Origin of the sequence: Roseivivax lentus, assembly GCF_900156805.1 — a bacterium.
Classification (GTDB): Bacteria; Pseudomonadota; Alphaproteobacteria; order Rhodobacterales; family Rhodobacteraceae; genus Roseivivax; species Roseivivax lentus.
In genome coordinates this window covers 16319-30358 of the sequence record NZ_FTOQ01000021.1, presented here as the reverse complement: position 1 = coordinate 30358, position 14040 = coordinate 16319, and the positions used below count along the sequence as shown (strand labels likewise).

The window sequence follows — 14040 nt, the reverse complement described above, 5'->3', positions numbered from 1 at the left end:
GGCTGGAAAACCTCAGACGCCCGAGCGTCGGGCCGTGAGCGCGAGCAGCACCAGGGCGCCGAGGCCGAAAAGGGCGTATGCGCCGAGGATCAGCGCGATCTCGTCATGCGCCAGCGCATCGGCCCCCTGCGCGCCGCCCGCGGCCAGGTATAGCGAGGCCGCGAAGAGCAGCCGACCCACGAGGCTCTGGATCGAGAGATAGGTGGCCCGGCCCGCGCCTTCGAGCCGTGGCTGGATATGCGCGAGGATGAAGGGGCGCGAAAAGGCATCGGGCACCATCCGCAGGGTCAGTGCGAGGATCGCCAGGACCGACCCGGTCAGCGCCAGCGTGGAGATCAGCGCGATCTGCATCCCGAAGGCCAGGAGCAGAAGCGCCGCGAGACCGATCCGCGCCCGCAGCCGGGGTGCCGCCAGCGAGGCCAGCAGCGAGACCCCCATCATGATTGCGGTGATCGTGCCCGAGACGAGCGGCGCATCGTCGGAGAGATCGAAGCGCGCGAGCGCGCCCTCGATGAAGGGCTGGCCGAAGATGAAGGGCAGGTGGCTGTAGCCATACATCAGCGCCGCCAGCGCGAAGAGCCAGATCAGCACCGGATCGCGGAACGCGGCGCGCAGCGCGCCCCATTGGGTCTGCGGCAGCACCGCGTCGCTGCGCAGCTGCGGCGGATCGGTGAAACGAAGCGCCAGGACAAGGCCGATCCCGGCCGCCGCCGCCGAGAGCCAGAACGGCAGGGCCAGCGACCAGAGGGCGGCGAGGCCACCCAGGGGCGCCGAGACCAGAAGTGCGCCGAAGGAAAAGCGCCAGGCGCGCAGCTCCTCGGCCTCGACCGAGGCCTCCTCGCCCGCGGCCTGCAGCGACTCGTAGAGAAACGAGCTGTCGGTGCCCGAGACGAAGGCTATGCCCGCGCCCAGCAGCGCCTGACCGGCCATGAAGACGGCAAAGCCGCCGCCCCAGCCCAGAAGCGCCGCCCCGAGCGCCATCGACAGCGCCGAGACGATCAGCGTCACCCGGCGGCCAAGCCGGTCGGACATCACGCCGGACGGCACCTCGAGCAGCGTGGCCGAGAGGTCGTAGACCGCATAGAGCAGGATGGCCTGGGCCGGCGTCAGCGCCTGCTGGAAATACAGGAACCACGTCGCTTGCCAGAACAGCAGGCTCTGCGCCGCCTTGAACCACGGATACAGCGCGACGTTTCGCGTGGCGGCACCGCCCGCGCCAGGCATGCTCATCCGGCGTCCGGCTCAGTCACCGAAATCATCGGGTGAGAGCAGCGCCAGCTGGTCCTGCGCCCAGCGCGCGGTGTTGTAGATGCCGACCTTGCGGCGCAGCTCCACCATGCGGCTCTTGCGGTTCTCCGGGCTCATCGTCAGCGCGGTCTCGATCGCGTGGTCCATGTTCTTGTGGCTGTAGGGATTGGTCAGGATCGCCGAGCCAAGCTCGATCGCAGCACCGGCGAATTCCGACAGGATCAGCACGCCGTCCTCGTCGTCGCGGGAGGCCGCGAATTCCTTGCAGACGAGGTTCATGCCATCGGCCATCGGCGTGATCCAGGCCACGTCCGCCACGCGGTAATAGGCCACCAGCGTCTCGAACGGGATCGCGCGCGAGATCAGCGTCACGGGGTTCGAGTTGAACGTGCCGAAGCGGCCGTTGATGCGGCCCGCGATCTGTTCGATCTCGTCCTGGATCTCGGCATAGACGGTCATGTTGCGGTTGGCGGGCACCGAGACATGCAAAAGCCGCACCTTGTCGCGCATATCCTCGTGCTTCTGCAGGAACCGCTCGAAGGTCAGAAGCTGCTCCGCGCCGCCCTTGGTGTAATCGGTGCGGCCCACGGAGAGGATCAGCTTCGCCTCACCCAGCTCCTCGCGGATCTCGGCGGCGCGCTTGTGGGTATCGTCCCGCGCGGTGACCTCGGCGATGTAATCCGTATCGACCCCCACGGGCGTGACGCCCAGACGGACCTCGCGGTCGCGCGTCTTGATCGTGACGGGCTGCGTGCGGTCCGACAGGGCGGAACCTTCGGAGATGAAATCGTCGGAGACCGTCACCCGCGGCACGTCGCCCACATCATATTGCGAGCGTACAACCGACACGAAGTTCGACGCATAGCGCGGGATGTGGAAGCCCACCACGTCGCAGGCGAGAAGGCTGTCGACGATCTCGCCGCGCCAGGGCAGCACGTTGAAGATATCGGCCGCCGGGAACGGCGTGTGATGGAAGAACGAGATGCGCAGATCGGGACGCATCTGCCGCAGATAGCCGGGCACCAGCCACAGATTGTAGTCGTGGACCCAAACCGATGCGCCCTTGGCGGCCTCGGCGGCGGCGGCTTCGGCGAAGGCCTGGTTCACCTTGCGGAACGTACCCCAATCGACCGGATCGTAATTATACTTGTCCTTGAAGCCGTGCAGGATGGGCCAGAACGCCTCTTTCGATGTGACGTGGTAGAAGCTTTTCACGTCCGCCGCGGTCAGGGGCAGGCGTGAGACGGTGTATTTGCCGAAACTGTCCTCGATCTCGATCACGCGGTCGAAATCGGGATTGGTCACGTCCTCCGCTTCCTTCCAGGCGACCCAGGCGGCGTTGTCGACGCGGCCGAAGAAGCTTTTTAGCGTCGGGACGATGCCGTTCGGGCTCTTGTTCTCGCGAAAGACGGTTTTGCCGTTTTCGACAACCTCTTCATAGGGTTGCCGGTGATAGACGATAACAAGATCGCTGCCCATTCAAACGCCCTCCGGGACGGGATGGAGGTCCATCGCGCCCACTGCTTCGAGAATACCCGCCGCGCCGATCGCGGTGGCCTTGTAGACATGCTCGAGCGGTGCGACCCGGTCGAGCAACGCGGCCTCGGAGCCGCCGACCGCCACCGCGGGCAGGCCGCATTCCAGCATGGAGGCATCGTTCAGCGTGTCTCCGGCGGCCAGGACGCGATGCTCGGCGATCTGCATATGCGCCACGAAGCGGCGCAGGGACGGTCCCTTGGACACGCCACGGGGCAGAACGTCGAAATACTTGTTGTCGGAAATCAGCCAATCATGCCCCAATTCGGTGACCTTGTGCTTGGCACTGTCATCAAAATCAACGGGTTGCAGGTCATAGCTCACCCGATACCTGAAGCTGGTCGGCTGAAGCGTCAGGCCCGGATGCCCCTCCAGCGCGGCGCGCACGGCGGAACCCGCATCATTCCAGATGCTTGCGATCTCTTCTTCAAGTTCGACGATGGGCGAGATTTCCTTGTTCTCGACCTGCGCAATGGTGGTGCCCACATCGCCGATCACGAATTCGGGCCACGGCACGCCGCTTTCGCAGAGCGACCGGATGAAGGCCGGGTCCCGGCCGGTCACGAAGACGAGGCCGATGCTTTCGCGATGCGCCTCGATCCAGTCGTAGAGGCGCTTGCGATCGGCGTCCGAACCGCCGAGGAACGTGCCGTCCAGATCGGTGGCCAGAACGAAGCGGCGCGCGTTGAGCGCGGTCGAAATCGGGGGCGGTTGGGTCATGTACGCTCCTTTTGGGATGCGGGATGATCGAGTTGGATGGACAGCGCGCGCGGTTCGCTCTCGATGGGGCGGGACCACAGCGCCACGAAGGTCGAGGAGAGGTCCGCGCCTTCGTGCAGGATGGCATGGACCGCCTCGCAGATGGGCATTGTCACGCCGATCCGGCGCGCCAGATCGACCACCGAGACGGCGTTCACCTCGCCCTCGACGACGACCTTCTTGCCGTCGAAACATTGCTCGCGGGGGATGCCCTGGCCGAGCTGATGACCGAGCGACATGTTGCGCGAAGTCAGCGAGGAGCAGGTGAGCGTCAGATCGCCCGCGCCCGAGAGGCCAGTCACGGTTTCCCGTCTTCCGCCAAGGGCTTCCGCGAGGAACTTCATCTCGTCCATGCCCCGGGCGATCAGCGCCGCGCGGGTATTCTCGGCAAAGCCCGCGCCGGTCATCATCCCGCAGGCGATGGCGATCACGTTCTTCACCGCGCCGCCGATCTCCACGCCCGTCAGGTCGTCCGAGATATAGGGCCGGAACGCCGCCGAGGACATCGTGACGGACATCCGCGCGGCGGGGCTGTCCTGCGGCGTCAGCCGGTCCTTGTAGGTGAACTCGAAGGCGATGGTCGCCGCGGACGGATGGCCCAGCACGGTTTCCTTGGCGAAGGTGGGACCCGATAGGGCGCCGACCGGGTGGCCGGGCAGCTCTTCCTCCACGAGCGCCGACAGGAGGTAACCCGTGCCCTGCTCGATCCCCTTGCAGCCGAGCACGAGCGGCACGCCCTGCGGCAGGTGCGGGCGGATCTGGTTGCACATCTTGCGCAGCGTGCGCGAGGGCGTCACCAGAAGCACCGCTTCCGCGTCCTTCAGCGCATAAGCGAGGTCGGTCGTGGCCTCGATGCCTTCGGGCAGGGGCGCATCCGGCAGGTAATCGGTGTTGCGGTGCTGGGTGTTGATCGCATCGGCAAGGGCGGCGCGCCGCCCCCATAGCCGCACGGCGCAGCCGGTCGATGCCGCAACCGCTGCCAGCGCGGTGCCCCAGCTGCCCATGCCCAGCACCGCGATGCGGCGATAGGGCCGGGCAGAGCGGGGCGCGGGCAGACCCTCGGGGCGGGGAGATTTGGGCATGTTCAGAGCGTGTCCATCCATCTGCTTGCGGCCCGCCTCGGCGGAGCGGGTGACTGTTGCTGTTTGGTGCAAAGGCTAGCGGTCGCGAAGAAAGTGTCCAGACGGGACCGAGGATTGTGGCTTCTGCGATATCACCATGAGCGCCGCGATGAAAGGTTGCGCAGTTTGCCCGGAAGGTGCCGGCTTTTTCATCATTCATTCAGTTGTGACCGCCGCCGGCCAGGCTGCTGACCTTTGCGATCACCCGTTTGGGTCGCGCCGGTTCACATGGAAAACCCCGTCAATTCATAGGCTAAACGGATGTCGGGACGGCGCAATGTCACAGGTTGGGAACTTGGGGCACCCCTTTTGACTTATTTTACGTACGCCATAGCGTTATCACCACACGCGCATCGCAGCGCTGAATTGACATGATCAGAGGAGCTATTTCGATGGACCCCAAGCCAACCGCCCAGACCGCGCGTGTCCGCACCGCAATCTTTCCCGTGGCGGGGCTCGGAACGCGGTTCCTGCCGGCGACCAAGGCCACGCCGAAGGAACTCCTGCCCGTCCTTGATACGCCACTCATCCAGTTCGCCATCGACGAGGCCCGCGCGGCGGGCATCGAGCGCATGGTCTTCGTCAGCCACCCCTCGAAGGACGCCATCGAACGCTATGTCCGGGCCGACGACGAGCTTGAGGCGACGCTGCGCGACCGCGGCAAGGCGCAACTGGCCGACATGATCAGCGACAACGCGCTGGACGAAACCGAGACGCAGATCCGCTTCGTCATGCAGGAAGAGCCGCTCGGGCTCGGACATGCGGTGCTTTGCGCCAAAGACGAGGTGCTGCCCGGTCCTGTCGCGATCATCCTGCCGGACGACCTGATCCTGGGTGAGCCCGGCTGCCTCAGCGAGATGATCGCGGCCTATGATGCGGACAAGGCGGGCCACATGGTCGCGACGATGCAGGTCGCCGACGAGGACGTGTCGTCCTACGGTGTGCTCGATGTCACCGGGCGCGACGGGGCGTTGATCCTTGCCAAGGGCATGGTGGAGAAGCCCGCAATGGAGGATGCGCCGTCGCGGCAGGCGGTCGTTGGCCGATACGTGCTTTCGTGCGCGATCTTCGAGGACCTAGAGGGGTTGCCGCCCGGCGCGGGGGGCGAAATCCAGCTGACCGACGCCATCGCGAAGGCGGTGGAGACGGCCGGGCTTTGCGGGTTCCGCTTCACCGGCACGCGGTTCGATTGCGGCTCCAAGTCGGGCATGCTCGCGGCGACCATGGCTATCGCGTCCGAGACCGCAGAATATCAGGGTGTCGTGGACGAAGCCCTTGGCGGCGCGAAGGCGGCGGCGACCGCTGCGGAGTAGGGGCTTGCGGGGTGCGCAACGCGCGCCGCAGTCGGTTAAAAAACACAAACGCCGCGTGGGGATCGCGCGGCGTTTTGTTATTTATGACAGGATGCCTCTGACCGAAATGCGGCGCCGACGGCCCGACGATCAGTCGTTGGACACCACGACGCGCAGATGCGGCGCGCGTGGGCCGGTGCCGCGGCGGGCCGCGAAGGGCGCTTGGGTTTCCGCGAAATGACGCGGGCGCGCAGGTGCTGCGGACGCCGGACGCGGTGCAGCGCCCATGGTGTCGATGCGCATCTCGGTGATGCCGAAACGGCGGGGCGTGCGGCCGATCTCGCCCCGGGTGACCAGCGCGCCGAGCGCACGGTCGACGCAGCCGGCCTCGCAGGTCAGCGGCAGGATGAGCATTTCTGCGGTCAGCGGTTTCCGCGACCAGCCCGCGGCGCTGGTCAGCTCGGCGCGCAGGATCGCCGGACGGGCGAAGACCTCTTTCAGGCCGCGTGCGAGTGCGTCGCGCGCATCGGGCGTGAACATCGCCGATAACGGCATGCCCGCCACTTCCATGCCCGCAAGGTCGTTCAGATGCGAGCCTGCCACGCGCATCCGCCCGATGCCCGGGGCGATGTGATGGATCAGGAACGCGAACTCGAGCGCGTTCTGCATGCCGCGCGGATCGACCGCGCTGCGCGGCGGGACCGGGCCATGATCGGCGCGCAGCGCCTGCCAGTAGCTTTCGATCACACCGAGGGCCGTCCGCGCGAGGTCCGGGCCACGTCCGCTCATCGGAATCACGTCGTTTCCATCTTTTCCACGGCCGAGCATTGGTCTCTCCCGTTCTCCATCGTGCCGAGGCAGTCCCATGCCTAAGCCTGCGTTCATGTGTCTTACTAACACCTTAATTATGACAAATTTGCCCAAATTGCGCCTCATTTCCTGGCGCGTGGTTAATCCCGGCGGAACCTTGCCATGCCAGCGGGGCTCCTGTAGCCGGATCGGGTGCGATCAGGGATGAGGAGCGCGTGCCGATGCGCCAGTCGATGACGGGATTTGCCGCGACCGAAGGGGCCGGGCAGGGCTTTGGCTGGAGTTGGGAGATCCGGTCGGTCAACGGCAAGGGACTCGATTTGCGGCTGCGTCTGCCCGACTGGATCGAAGGGCTGGACGCGACGGTGCGCAAGCGCGTGCAAGCGCATGTCACCCGCGGGTCGGTCAGCGTCGGATTGAAGATCGCGGCGGAGGGCGGGGCCGGGCGGCTCGGCCTCAACACCGATGCGCTGAGCGACGTGCTGGCGGCGCTCGCGAAGATCGAAGCCGAGGCGCGGGTGCAGGGCCTGAGCCTCGCCGCGCCGTCGCCGAGCGAGATCCTGGCCCTGCGCGGCGTGATGGAGGAGGCGCAGCCGGTGCCTGATATGGCGGCCCTGCGCGACGCCCTCCTGGCGGATTTCGACACGGCACTCGCGGCCTTCGTGGCCTCCCGCGATGCGGAGGGGCAGGCCCTGCGCGGCATCCTCGACGGACAGCTCGCGCGGATCGGCGCGTTGACGGAGCAGGCCGCCGAACGCGCCGAGGCGCGCCGGCCCGAACAGGCCGAGCGGCTGCGCAGCCAGCTGGCCCGGGTCACCGAACATGCCGACAGCCCCGACGAAGCGCGCATCGCGCAGGAACTGGCGCTGATCGCGGTCAAGGCCGACGTGACCGAGGAAATCGACCGCCTGCGCGCGCATGTCGCCGCCGCCGAAAGCATGCTGGCGACGGGCGGCGCGGTGGGCCGCAAGCTCGATTTCCTGATGCAGGAATTCAACCGCGAGGCCAACACGCTCTGCTCGAAGGCGCAATCGGCGCCGCTGACGGAAGTCGGGCTCGAATTGAAGACGCTCATCGACCAGATGCGCGAACAGGTTCAGAACGTGGAATGACCCCTATGCAAGCGACACGGCGCGGCCTTCTCATCATCCTGTCCTCGCCTTCGGGCGCCGGGAAATCCACCATGGCGCGGGCGATGCGGGCCTGGGACGAAAGCATCGTATTTTCGGTCTCGGCCACGACGCGGGCCCCGCGGGCGGGCGAAGTCGACGGCGAGGATTACCATTTCGTCTCGGAGACCGAGTTCAAGCACATGGTCGCGAATGGCGAGATGCTGGAACACGCGCATGTCTTCGGCAATTTCTACGGCTCGCCCAAGGCCGCCGTCGCCGAGGCGATCGAGGCCGGGCAGGACGTGCTCTTCGACATCGACTGGCAGGGCGCGCAGCAGATCCGCAACTCCGCGCTCGCCCCGCACACGCTGTCGATCTTTCTGCTGCCGCCGTCGATCGCGGAGCTGAAGCGGCGGCTCGAGGGCCGCGGCCAGGACGGGGCCGAGACGATCGAAAAACGCATGCTGAAAAGCTGGGACGAGATCAGCCATTGGGACGGCTACGATTACGTGCTGGTGAACAACGGTCAGGACGAGACCCAGGAGCAGCTGAAATCCATCGTCGCGGCCTCGCGGCTCAAACGGATGCAGCAGCCCGGCCTGACCGAGCATGTGCGCAAGCTGCAGATGGAATTCGAGGAGGGACGGATATGACACTTTACGCGCTCGGCGATATCACCCCGACACTGGCCGACGACGCCTGGGTCGCGCCCGATGCCAACGTGATCGGCGACGTGACCCTTGAGGCGGGGGCCTCGATCTGGTTCTCCTCGACCCTGCGCGGCGATAACGAGCCGATCACCGTGGGCGTGGGCAGCAACATCCAGGAAAACGTGGTCTGCCACACCGATCCCGGGTCGCCGCTGATCATCGGGCCGGGCTGTACCATCGGCCACAAGGTCATGCTGCATGGCTGCGTGATCGGCGAGAACACCCTCATCGGCATGGGTGCCACGATCCTGAACGGCGCGAAGATCGGCAAGAATTGCCTGATCGGCGCGGGCGCGCTGGTCACAGAGAACAAGGTGATCCCCGATGGCAGCCTTGTGATGGGAATGCCGGGCAAGGTCGTGCGCGAGCTCGATGAAGAGGCCATCGAGGCCCTGCGCGAGAGCGCCCGACGCTACCAGGCCAATGCCGCGCGGTTCCGCGCGGGGCTTCGCCCGCTTTAGGGCAAAACGCACCCGACATCGCGGGCCAGCCAGCCGGCCCGGCAACAGACACGACATGCGCGGCGCGACCGGCCCGCGCCAGAACGGAGCGCCAAGATGGCCACCAAACGCACGCTCATGCGTCCCGACATCCTCGAAGACGGGGCTTCGCGCCCGGTCGTGAACGGCATCCAGCCCTCGGTCGTTTACGCCTCCGAAACGCCCGACGCGCTCGATGCGCAATATGAAGGCCGCGTGCAGGGCTACACCTATGCGCGGGAAGGCCATCCGAACGCGGCGCTTCTGGCCCGCGCAATCGCCCGGATGGAGGGGATGGAGGAAGGGCTGACGCTGGGCTCCGGCATGGCCGCTGTCACGGCGGTGCTGATGGGACTCTGCCGCGCGGGCGATCACGTGCTGGGCGGTGACCAGCTTTACGGCCGGTCGCTGCGCCTGATGAACGAGGATCTGCCGCGGCTCGGCATCGCCACCTCGCTCGCCGATCCGACCGATGCCGCGGCCTTCGCCGCCGCCTTGCGCCCCGAGACGCGGCTGGTGCTGATCGAGGTCGTCTCGAACCCCACGCTGCGGGTCGCCGATATCGACGGCATCGCCGCGCTTTGCCGCGAGAAGGGTGTCACGCTGGTCGTCGACAACACCTTCACCACGCCCACCGCGATCCGGCCGGTCGATCATGGCGCCGATATCGTGATCCATTCCGTCACCAAGCTGCTGGCGGGGCATTCGGACGTCACGCTGGGCTGGGTCGCCGCGAAGGACCCCGCGCAGCGCAAGGCGATCTACGATTTCGCCGTCACCACGGGCATGACGCCGTCGCCTTTCGATTGCTGGCTGGCCGAACGGGGCCTCATGACCTTCGGTCTGCGCTTCGCCCGCACCCAGGAGACGGCGGAGCGGTTGGCCGCGCATCTCGCGGGGCAGGCAGGGGTGATCCGCGTGCTCTACCCGACCCGCGCGGATCATCCCGACCGCGCCCGCGCGCAGGGGCTTCTCAAGGGGCAGGGCTGCAACATGGTCAGTTTCGAGATCGAGGGCGGGCGCGCCGCCGCCAATGCCTTCACCAAGGGCGCCGAGGCGCTGGCCTTCGCGCCGACGCTGGGCGACGTGGGCACCACGCTGTCGCATCCCGCCTCGTCGTCGCATCGCGCGCTCAGCCCCGAGGGGCGGGCGAAGCTCGGCATCTCGGAGGGGTTCTTCCGTGTCTCCGTGGGCCTCGAGGAGCCCGACGCGCTGCTCGCGGCCTTCGATGCGGGTCTGGCCGCGGCGCGGGACGCGGCCGCCTGATGCCATGACGCCCAAGGCGATCCTCGAGGCGCTGCCGCTGCCCGCCCTGTTGATCCGCCGCGACGAGCGGATCGAGGCGGTCAATGCCGCCGCGCGCAGCCTTCTCGGGCCGGCGATCGAGGGGCGCCACTTCATCACCGCGCTGCGACAGCCGGCTGTCCTCGACGCGATCGAGGCGGTCATGCGCGATGCCACGCCGCGCGACGCGCAATACCTCACCAATGACGGCCAGCAGGACACGACCTTCAAGGTGGCGGTCCGCGCCGTGGCGGGCGGCTCGGTGCTGGTGTCCTTCGAGGACGAGACGCCGCTGGCGCAGTCGAACGCGATGCGGCGCGATTTCGTCGCCAACGTGAGCCACGAGTTGAAGACGCCGCTCACGGCGCTCACCTCCTTCATCGAGACCCTGAAGGGGCCGGCGCGCAGCGATCCCGCCGCGCAGGCGCGCTTTCTGCAGGTGATGGGCGAGGAGGCGGAACGGATGAACCGGCTCATCTCGGACCTGTTGTCGCTGAGCCGCGTCGAGGCGGAGGAACGGGTGCGCCCGACCGCCATCGTGGATCTCGTGCCGCTTGTCCGCTCCGTCGTGCTGGGCCTCTCGCGGCTGACCGAGGCGGCGGAGATTGGCGTCCGGATCGAGGCACCCCAAACGGCGGAAGTGCGCGGCGACGCGGACCAGCTGCGGCAGGTCCTCGTCAACCTTCTGGAAAACGCGATCAAGTATTCGGGCGCAGGCGCGGATGTGACGATCACCATCGGCGTGCCGCGCTACGAGGCGGGACTGCGCAGCGATGGCGTGGCGCTGATCGTGCGCGACAGCGGGCCGGGGATCGACCCCCAACACCTGCCGCGCCTGACCGAACGGTTCTACCGCGTGGACGCGCACCGGTCCCGCGAACAGGGCGGCACGGGGCTTGGCCTCGCCATCGTCAAGCACATCGTGAACCGCCATCGCGGGCGCATCCGCATCGCGTCGGAGCCGGGCGAAGGGCTCGAGGTGAAGATCCTTCTGCCCTGCTGAGCGGGGCTTTGCAGTCGGGCCGGCATCTTGCAGGATGGGGCCGGGACAGAATGCAAGGGGATCATCATGCATAGACGCGACATGCTTTTGGGACTGGGCGCCACGGGGTTCGCGCTGGCGGGCTGCACCGCGCCCAGCGACGACGCGGTCCGGGTGCCCGCGAACACGACGCTCATCATGGTACGTCACGGCGAGAAAAGCGGGCTGGAGCTGACACGTCCGGGGCAGGAGCGCGCGGCGGCGCTGGCGCAGCGTCTGGTGGATGTGCCGCTCGATCGGGTCTATTCAACGAGCTACAAGCGCAACGTGCTGACCGCGCAGCCGGTGGCGGACCAGAAGGGCCTCGAGGTCGAGACGGTTGCGGATTTCGACGTCGCGCCGCAAATCCTCGCGGGGAATGGCGGCAAGACCATCCTCTGGGTCGGCAACAAGGGCAACCTGTCGCAGATGTGGGAGGCCATGGGCCTGCCGGATCCCGCACCGCTCGAATACGGCGATATCGCCTTCGTGCGCGCGGACGGGCAGGGGCGGGTCTCGGTGTCGCTGGAGCGGTTCGGGGCCTGAGACACGGCGCCGGGCAGGGCGTGCGGGCTCGGGTCGGGCGGTTCGTTCAGTAAAGCACGCCCGGCGCACCGATCAGCAGCGCCGCGAAGAACGCGCCCGAGGCGGACAGCACGAACAGGTGCCACAGCGCCCGCGCATAGGGCCAATCGTGGCGCACGTAGATCGACACGCCGGACGTATAAAGCGCGCCGCCCGTCATCATCAGGGCGAGGGTCTGCCACGGCACAATGCCCGGCAGCGAAATCATCGGCAGTGCCGAGAACCATGCCAGCGCGAGGTAGACCAGCGGATCCCAGCGGCTGGGGGTCTGCCAGAAGAACAGCTTCCGCGACGCGCCGTAAAGCGCCAGCGTCCAGACCAGCGCCAGAACCGACAGCGCGAAGGGTGTGGAAATCATCACCGCGAAGGGCGTCGCGGTGCCGCTGATCTTGATGTAGATCGCGGCGTGATCGAGCCGCCGCAGCAGCGGGCGCACGGAATGCCACGGCCCGGAATTGTAGACGAGCGAGGCGAGAAAGCTTGCCACCAGCGCGGCGGCATAAGCCGAGAGCGCGAACAGAACGCCGAAATCCGCACCTTGTCGCGCCGCGTTTGCCAGAAGATAGGCCGCCGATCCGACCGACAGAATCAGCCCCACGAGGTTCACGATCGCATCCGACACCCAGGCCCTGAAGGAGAGCGGGTTACCGCCGTGGAGCGCTGCGCCCCAATATGTGAGATCGCGAAACATGCGTATACGATATTCCCAAAGCTCGGCGTCAATGTGACGACACCACATCAATTACGCGCCTTTGCTCAACAAAATGATAATACATCGCCCGCGACATCCCACCGTTAACCTTGCGTAAACGTTTTCGTGTCGGCGGGATTCCCGCGGCGCGGGCGGTCTTTGTCATGAAACTGTTACCTGCGCGTCACAAAAGCTTCGTCACGCGTCTTTAGGCGGACCGCGAGGGGCCGACGCATCGGCCCGCTCTTGAATGACCGACATCAGACACTCGAATGGAGTGAACATGACCAAGACACTGACCGTTTCCGCGCTGGCCCTGGCCGTCGCTTCCCCGGCCTTCGCGCAATCGCGCGACAACGTGCAGGTGGCCGGCTCCTCGACTGTGCTGCCCTATGCCTCGATCGTGGCGGAAGCCTTCGGCGAGAATTTCGACTTCCCGACCCCGGTCGTGGAATCGGGCGGCTCCTCGGCCGGCCTCAAGCGCTTCTGCGAGGGTGTGGGCGAGAACACCATCGACATCGCCAACGCCTCCCGCGCCATCCGTCCCGCCGAGATCGAGGCCTGCGCCGCGAACGGCGTCGACGAGATCATCGAAGTGCGCATCGGCTATGACGGCATCGTCTTCGCGAGCCAGATCGACGGCCCCGACTTCACCGCCTTCGAGCCTGCCGACTGGTTCCGCGCGCTGGCCGCCGAAATGCCGGTGGACGGCGAGATGGTGACCAACCCCAACACCACCTGGGCCGACGCCAACGCGGATCTGCCGGCGGTCGAGATCGCGGCCTTCATCCCCGGCACCAAGCACGGCACCCGCGAAGTCTTCGAAGAGAAGGTCCTGCTGCAGGGCTGCGAAGACACTGGCGCCATGGCAGCCATGATGAAAATGGGCATGTCCGAGGACGACGCCGAGGATGCCTGCATGGCGGTGCGCACCGATGGCCGCTCCGTGGATATCGACGGAGACTACACCGAGACGCTGGCGCGGATCGACAGCAACCCCGAAGGTGTGGGCGTCTTCGGCCTCGCCTTCTACGAGAACAACACCGACACGCTGAAAGTGGCCACGATGGGCGGCGTCGCGCCGTCGACCGAGACCATTTCCTCGGGGGAATACCCGGTCTCGCGTCCGCTGTTCTTCTACATCAAGAAGGCGCATCTGGGCGTGATCCCCGGCCTCAAGGACTTCGCGCAGTTCTTCGTCGCCGACGAGATCGCAGGCCCGGGCGGCCCGCTTGCCGATTACGGCCTCGTGCCCGATCCGGAGCTCGCCGAGACCCAGGCCAAGATCGAGAACGAAGAGACGATGAACGCGGGTTCCTAATCCGTCGCAACGTCGATAAAGGGGCGGCGGGCCACACGCCGCCTCTTGCCATATCCGCCCCTCACGTCCCG

General features: G+C 66.8%; 15 protein-coding genes. 8 read left to right on the top strand and 7 right to left on the bottom strand.

All coding sequences use genetic code 11. The features are described from left to right. Nucleotides 1-12: 12 nt before the first annotated feature. From BW990_RS19245 to BW990_RS19230, 4 genes are read right to left on the bottom strand one after another with little or no spacing between them, the layout of a single operon-like run. The gene (locus BW990_RS19245) at nucleotides 13-1230 is read right to left on the bottom strand and encodes an MFS transporter (RefSeq protein ID WP_234990316.1); all 1218 of its coding nucleotides are present in this window, start codon (nucleotides 1228-1230) and stop codon (nucleotides 13-15) included. A gap of 12 nt (nucleotides 1231-1242) precedes the next feature. Then, nucleotides 1243-2727, bottom strand: a complete 1485-nt coding sequence (gene ggpS / locus BW990_RS19240; protein WP_076450807.1) for a glucosylglycerol-phosphate synthase — start codon at nucleotides 2725-2727, stop codon at nucleotides 1243-1245. Continuing rightward, a complete protein-coding gene (locus BW990_RS19235; RefSeq protein ID WP_076450806.1) occupies nucleotides 2728-3504 on the bottom strand; it encodes an HAD-IIB family hydrolase in 777 nt (258 codons plus the stop codon). Further along, on the bottom strand, nucleotides 3501-4547 hold the full coding sequence (locus tag BW990_RS19230; protein ID WP_407690149.1) for an NAD(P)H-dependent glycerol-3-phosphate dehydrogenase: 1047 nt from the start codon (nucleotides 4545-4547) through the stop codon (nucleotides 3501-3503). Before BW990_RS19230 ends, BW990_RS19235 begins: the two co-directional genes overlap by 4 nt. 509 nt (nucleotides 4548-5056) lie before the next feature. Between BW990_RS19230 and BW990_RS19225 the strand changes: the two genes are divergently transcribed. Beyond that, entirely contained in the window at nucleotides 5057-5977 is a 921-nt protein-coding gene (locus BW990_RS19225) for a UTP--glucose-1-phosphate uridylyltransferase (protein ID WP_076450804.1), read from the top strand. Between the two features lie 129 nt (nucleotides 5978-6106). Here the strand turns inward: BW990_RS19225 and BW990_RS19220 are convergent, their stop codons facing one another. After that, nucleotides 6107-6745 (bottom strand): PAS domain-containing protein, encoded by a 639-nt coding sequence (locus BW990_RS19220; RefSeq protein WP_159441694.1) that lies wholly within the window; start codon nucleotides 6743-6745, stop codon nucleotides 6107-6109. 242 nt (nucleotides 6746-6987) lie between these two features. On the opposite strand from BW990_RS19220, the gene BW990_RS19215 reads away from it, so the two are divergent. The 6 genes from BW990_RS19215 to BW990_RS19190 all read left to right on the top strand — a co-directional run bounded on the left by BW990_RS19215 (nucleotide 6988) and on the right by BW990_RS19190 (nucleotide 11918). Beyond that, the gene (locus BW990_RS19215) at nucleotides 6988-7878 is read left to right on the top strand and encodes a YicC/YloC family endoribonuclease (RefSeq protein WP_076450801.1); all 891 of its coding nucleotides are present in this window, start codon (nucleotides 6988-6990) and stop codon (nucleotides 7876-7878) included. Then, nucleotides 7875-8531: a guanylate kinase gene (gene gmk, locus BW990_RS19210; RefSeq protein ID WP_076450799.1), complete on the top strand. Its 657-nt coding sequence runs from the start codon at nucleotides 7875-7877 to the stop codon at nucleotides 8529-8531. The genes BW990_RS19215 and gmk overlap by 4 nt, the downstream gene beginning before the upstream one ends. Continuing rightward, nucleotides 8528-9049 carry a gamma carbonic anhydrase family protein gene (locus tag BW990_RS19205; RefSeq protein WP_076450796.1) on the top strand — a complete coding sequence of 174 codons (522 nt, stop codon included), beginning with the start codon at nucleotides 8528-8530 and terminating at the stop codon, nucleotides 9047-9049. Before gmk ends, BW990_RS19205 begins: the two co-directional genes overlap by 4 nt. 96 nt (nucleotides 9050-9145) lie before the next feature. Then, entirely contained in the window at nucleotides 9146-10333 is a 1188-nt protein-coding gene (locus BW990_RS19200) for a trans-sulfuration enzyme family protein (RefSeq protein ID WP_076450793.1), read from the top strand. A gap of 4 nt (nucleotides 10334-10337) precedes the next feature. Further along, nucleotides 10338-11354 (top strand): sensor histidine kinase, encoded by a 1017-nt coding sequence (locus tag BW990_RS19195; RefSeq protein WP_076450850.1) that lies wholly within the window; start codon nucleotides 10338-10340, stop codon nucleotides 11352-11354. A gap of 66 nt (nucleotides 11355-11420) precedes the next feature. Beyond that, on the top strand, nucleotides 11421-11918 hold the full coding sequence (locus BW990_RS19190; protein ID WP_076450791.1) for a histidine phosphatase family protein: 498 nt from the start codon (nucleotides 11421-11423) through the stop codon (nucleotides 11916-11918). A 46-nt stretch (nucleotides 11919-11964) separates the two neighbouring features. Here BW990_RS19190 and trhA read toward each other — a convergent pair whose 3' ends face one another. After that, nucleotides 11965-12648, bottom strand: coding sequence for a PAQR family membrane homeostasis protein TrhA (trhA, locus tag BW990_RS19185; protein WP_159441693.1), 684 nt, complete (start codon nucleotides 12646-12648; stop codon nucleotides 11965-11967). A gap of 28 nt (nucleotides 12649-12676) precedes the next feature. After that, nucleotides 12677-12814 carry a hypothetical protein gene (locus BW990_RS21970; protein ID WP_159441692.1) on the bottom strand — a complete coding sequence of 46 codons (138 nt, stop codon included), beginning with the start codon at nucleotides 12812-12814 and terminating at the stop codon, nucleotides 12677-12679. Between the two features lie 117 nt (nucleotides 12815-12931). Here BW990_RS21970 and BW990_RS19180 point away from each other — a divergent pair, with 117 nt between their 5' ends. Further along, nucleotides 12932-13969 carry a substrate-binding domain-containing protein gene (locus BW990_RS19180; protein ID WP_076450789.1) on the top strand — a complete coding sequence of 346 codons (1038 nt, stop codon included), beginning with the start codon at nucleotides 12932-12934 and terminating at the stop codon, nucleotides 13967-13969. Nucleotides 13970-14040: the final 71 nt, after the last annotated feature.

Bases quoted from the DNA above. Each gene is read 5' to 3' on its own strand.
- BW990_RS19195 (WP_076450850.1), top strand. From the start codon at position 10,338: ATGACGCCCAAGGCGATCCTCGAGGCGCTGCCGCTGCCCGCCCTGTTG.
- BW990_RS19180 (WP_076450789.1), top strand. From the start codon at position 12,932: ATGACCAAGACACTGACCGTTTCCGCGCTGGCCCTGGCCGTCGCTTCC.
- trhA (WP_159441693.1), bottom strand. From the start codon at position 12,648: ATGTTTCGCGATCTCACATATTGGGGCGCAGCGCTCCACGGCGGTAAC.
- BW990_RS19225 (WP_076450804.1), top strand. From the start codon at position 5,057: ATGGACCCCAAGCCAACCGCCCAGACCGCGCGTGTCCGCACCGCAATC.
- BW990_RS19215 (WP_076450801.1), top strand. From the start codon at position 6,988: ATGCGCCAGTCGATGACGGGATTTGCCGCGACCGAAGGGGCCGGGCAG.
- BW990_RS19235 (WP_076450806.1), bottom strand. From the start codon at position 3,504: ATGACCCAACCGCCCCCGATTTCGACCGCGCTCAACGCGCGCCGCTTC.
- BW990_RS19200 (WP_076450793.1), top strand. From the start codon at position 9,146: ATGGCCACCAAACGCACGCTCATGCGTCCCGACATCCTCGAAGACGGG.
- BW990_RS19205 (WP_076450796.1), top strand. From the start codon at position 8,528: ATGACACTTTACGCGCTCGGCGATATCACCCCGACACTGGCCGACGAC.
- gmk (WP_076450799.1), top strand. From the start codon at position 7,875: ATGACCCCTATGCAAGCGACACGGCGCGGCCTTCTCATCATCCTGTCC.
- BW990_RS19230 (WP_407690149.1), bottom strand. From the start codon at position 4,547: ATGGGCAGCTGGGGCACCGCGCTGGCAGCGGTTGCGGCATCGACCGGC.
- BW990_RS19245 (WP_234990316.1), bottom strand. From the start codon at position 1,230: ATGAGCATGCCTGGCGCGGGCGGTGCCGCCACGCGAAACGTCGCGCTG.
- BW990_RS19220 (WP_159441694.1), bottom strand. From the start codon at position 6,745: ATGAGCGGACGTGGCCCGGACCTCGCGCGGACGGCCCTCGGTGTGATC.
- BW990_RS19190 (WP_076450791.1), top strand. From the start codon at position 11,421: ATGCATAGACGCGACATGCTTTTGGGACTGGGCGCCACGGGGTTCGCG.
- ggpS (WP_076450807.1), bottom strand. From the start codon at position 2,727: ATGGGCAGCGATCTTGTTATCGTCTATCACCGGCAACCCTATGAAGAG.
- BW990_RS21970 (WP_159441692.1), bottom strand. From the start codon at position 12,814: ATGACAAAGACCGCCCGCGCCGCGGGAATCCCGCCGACACGAAAACGT.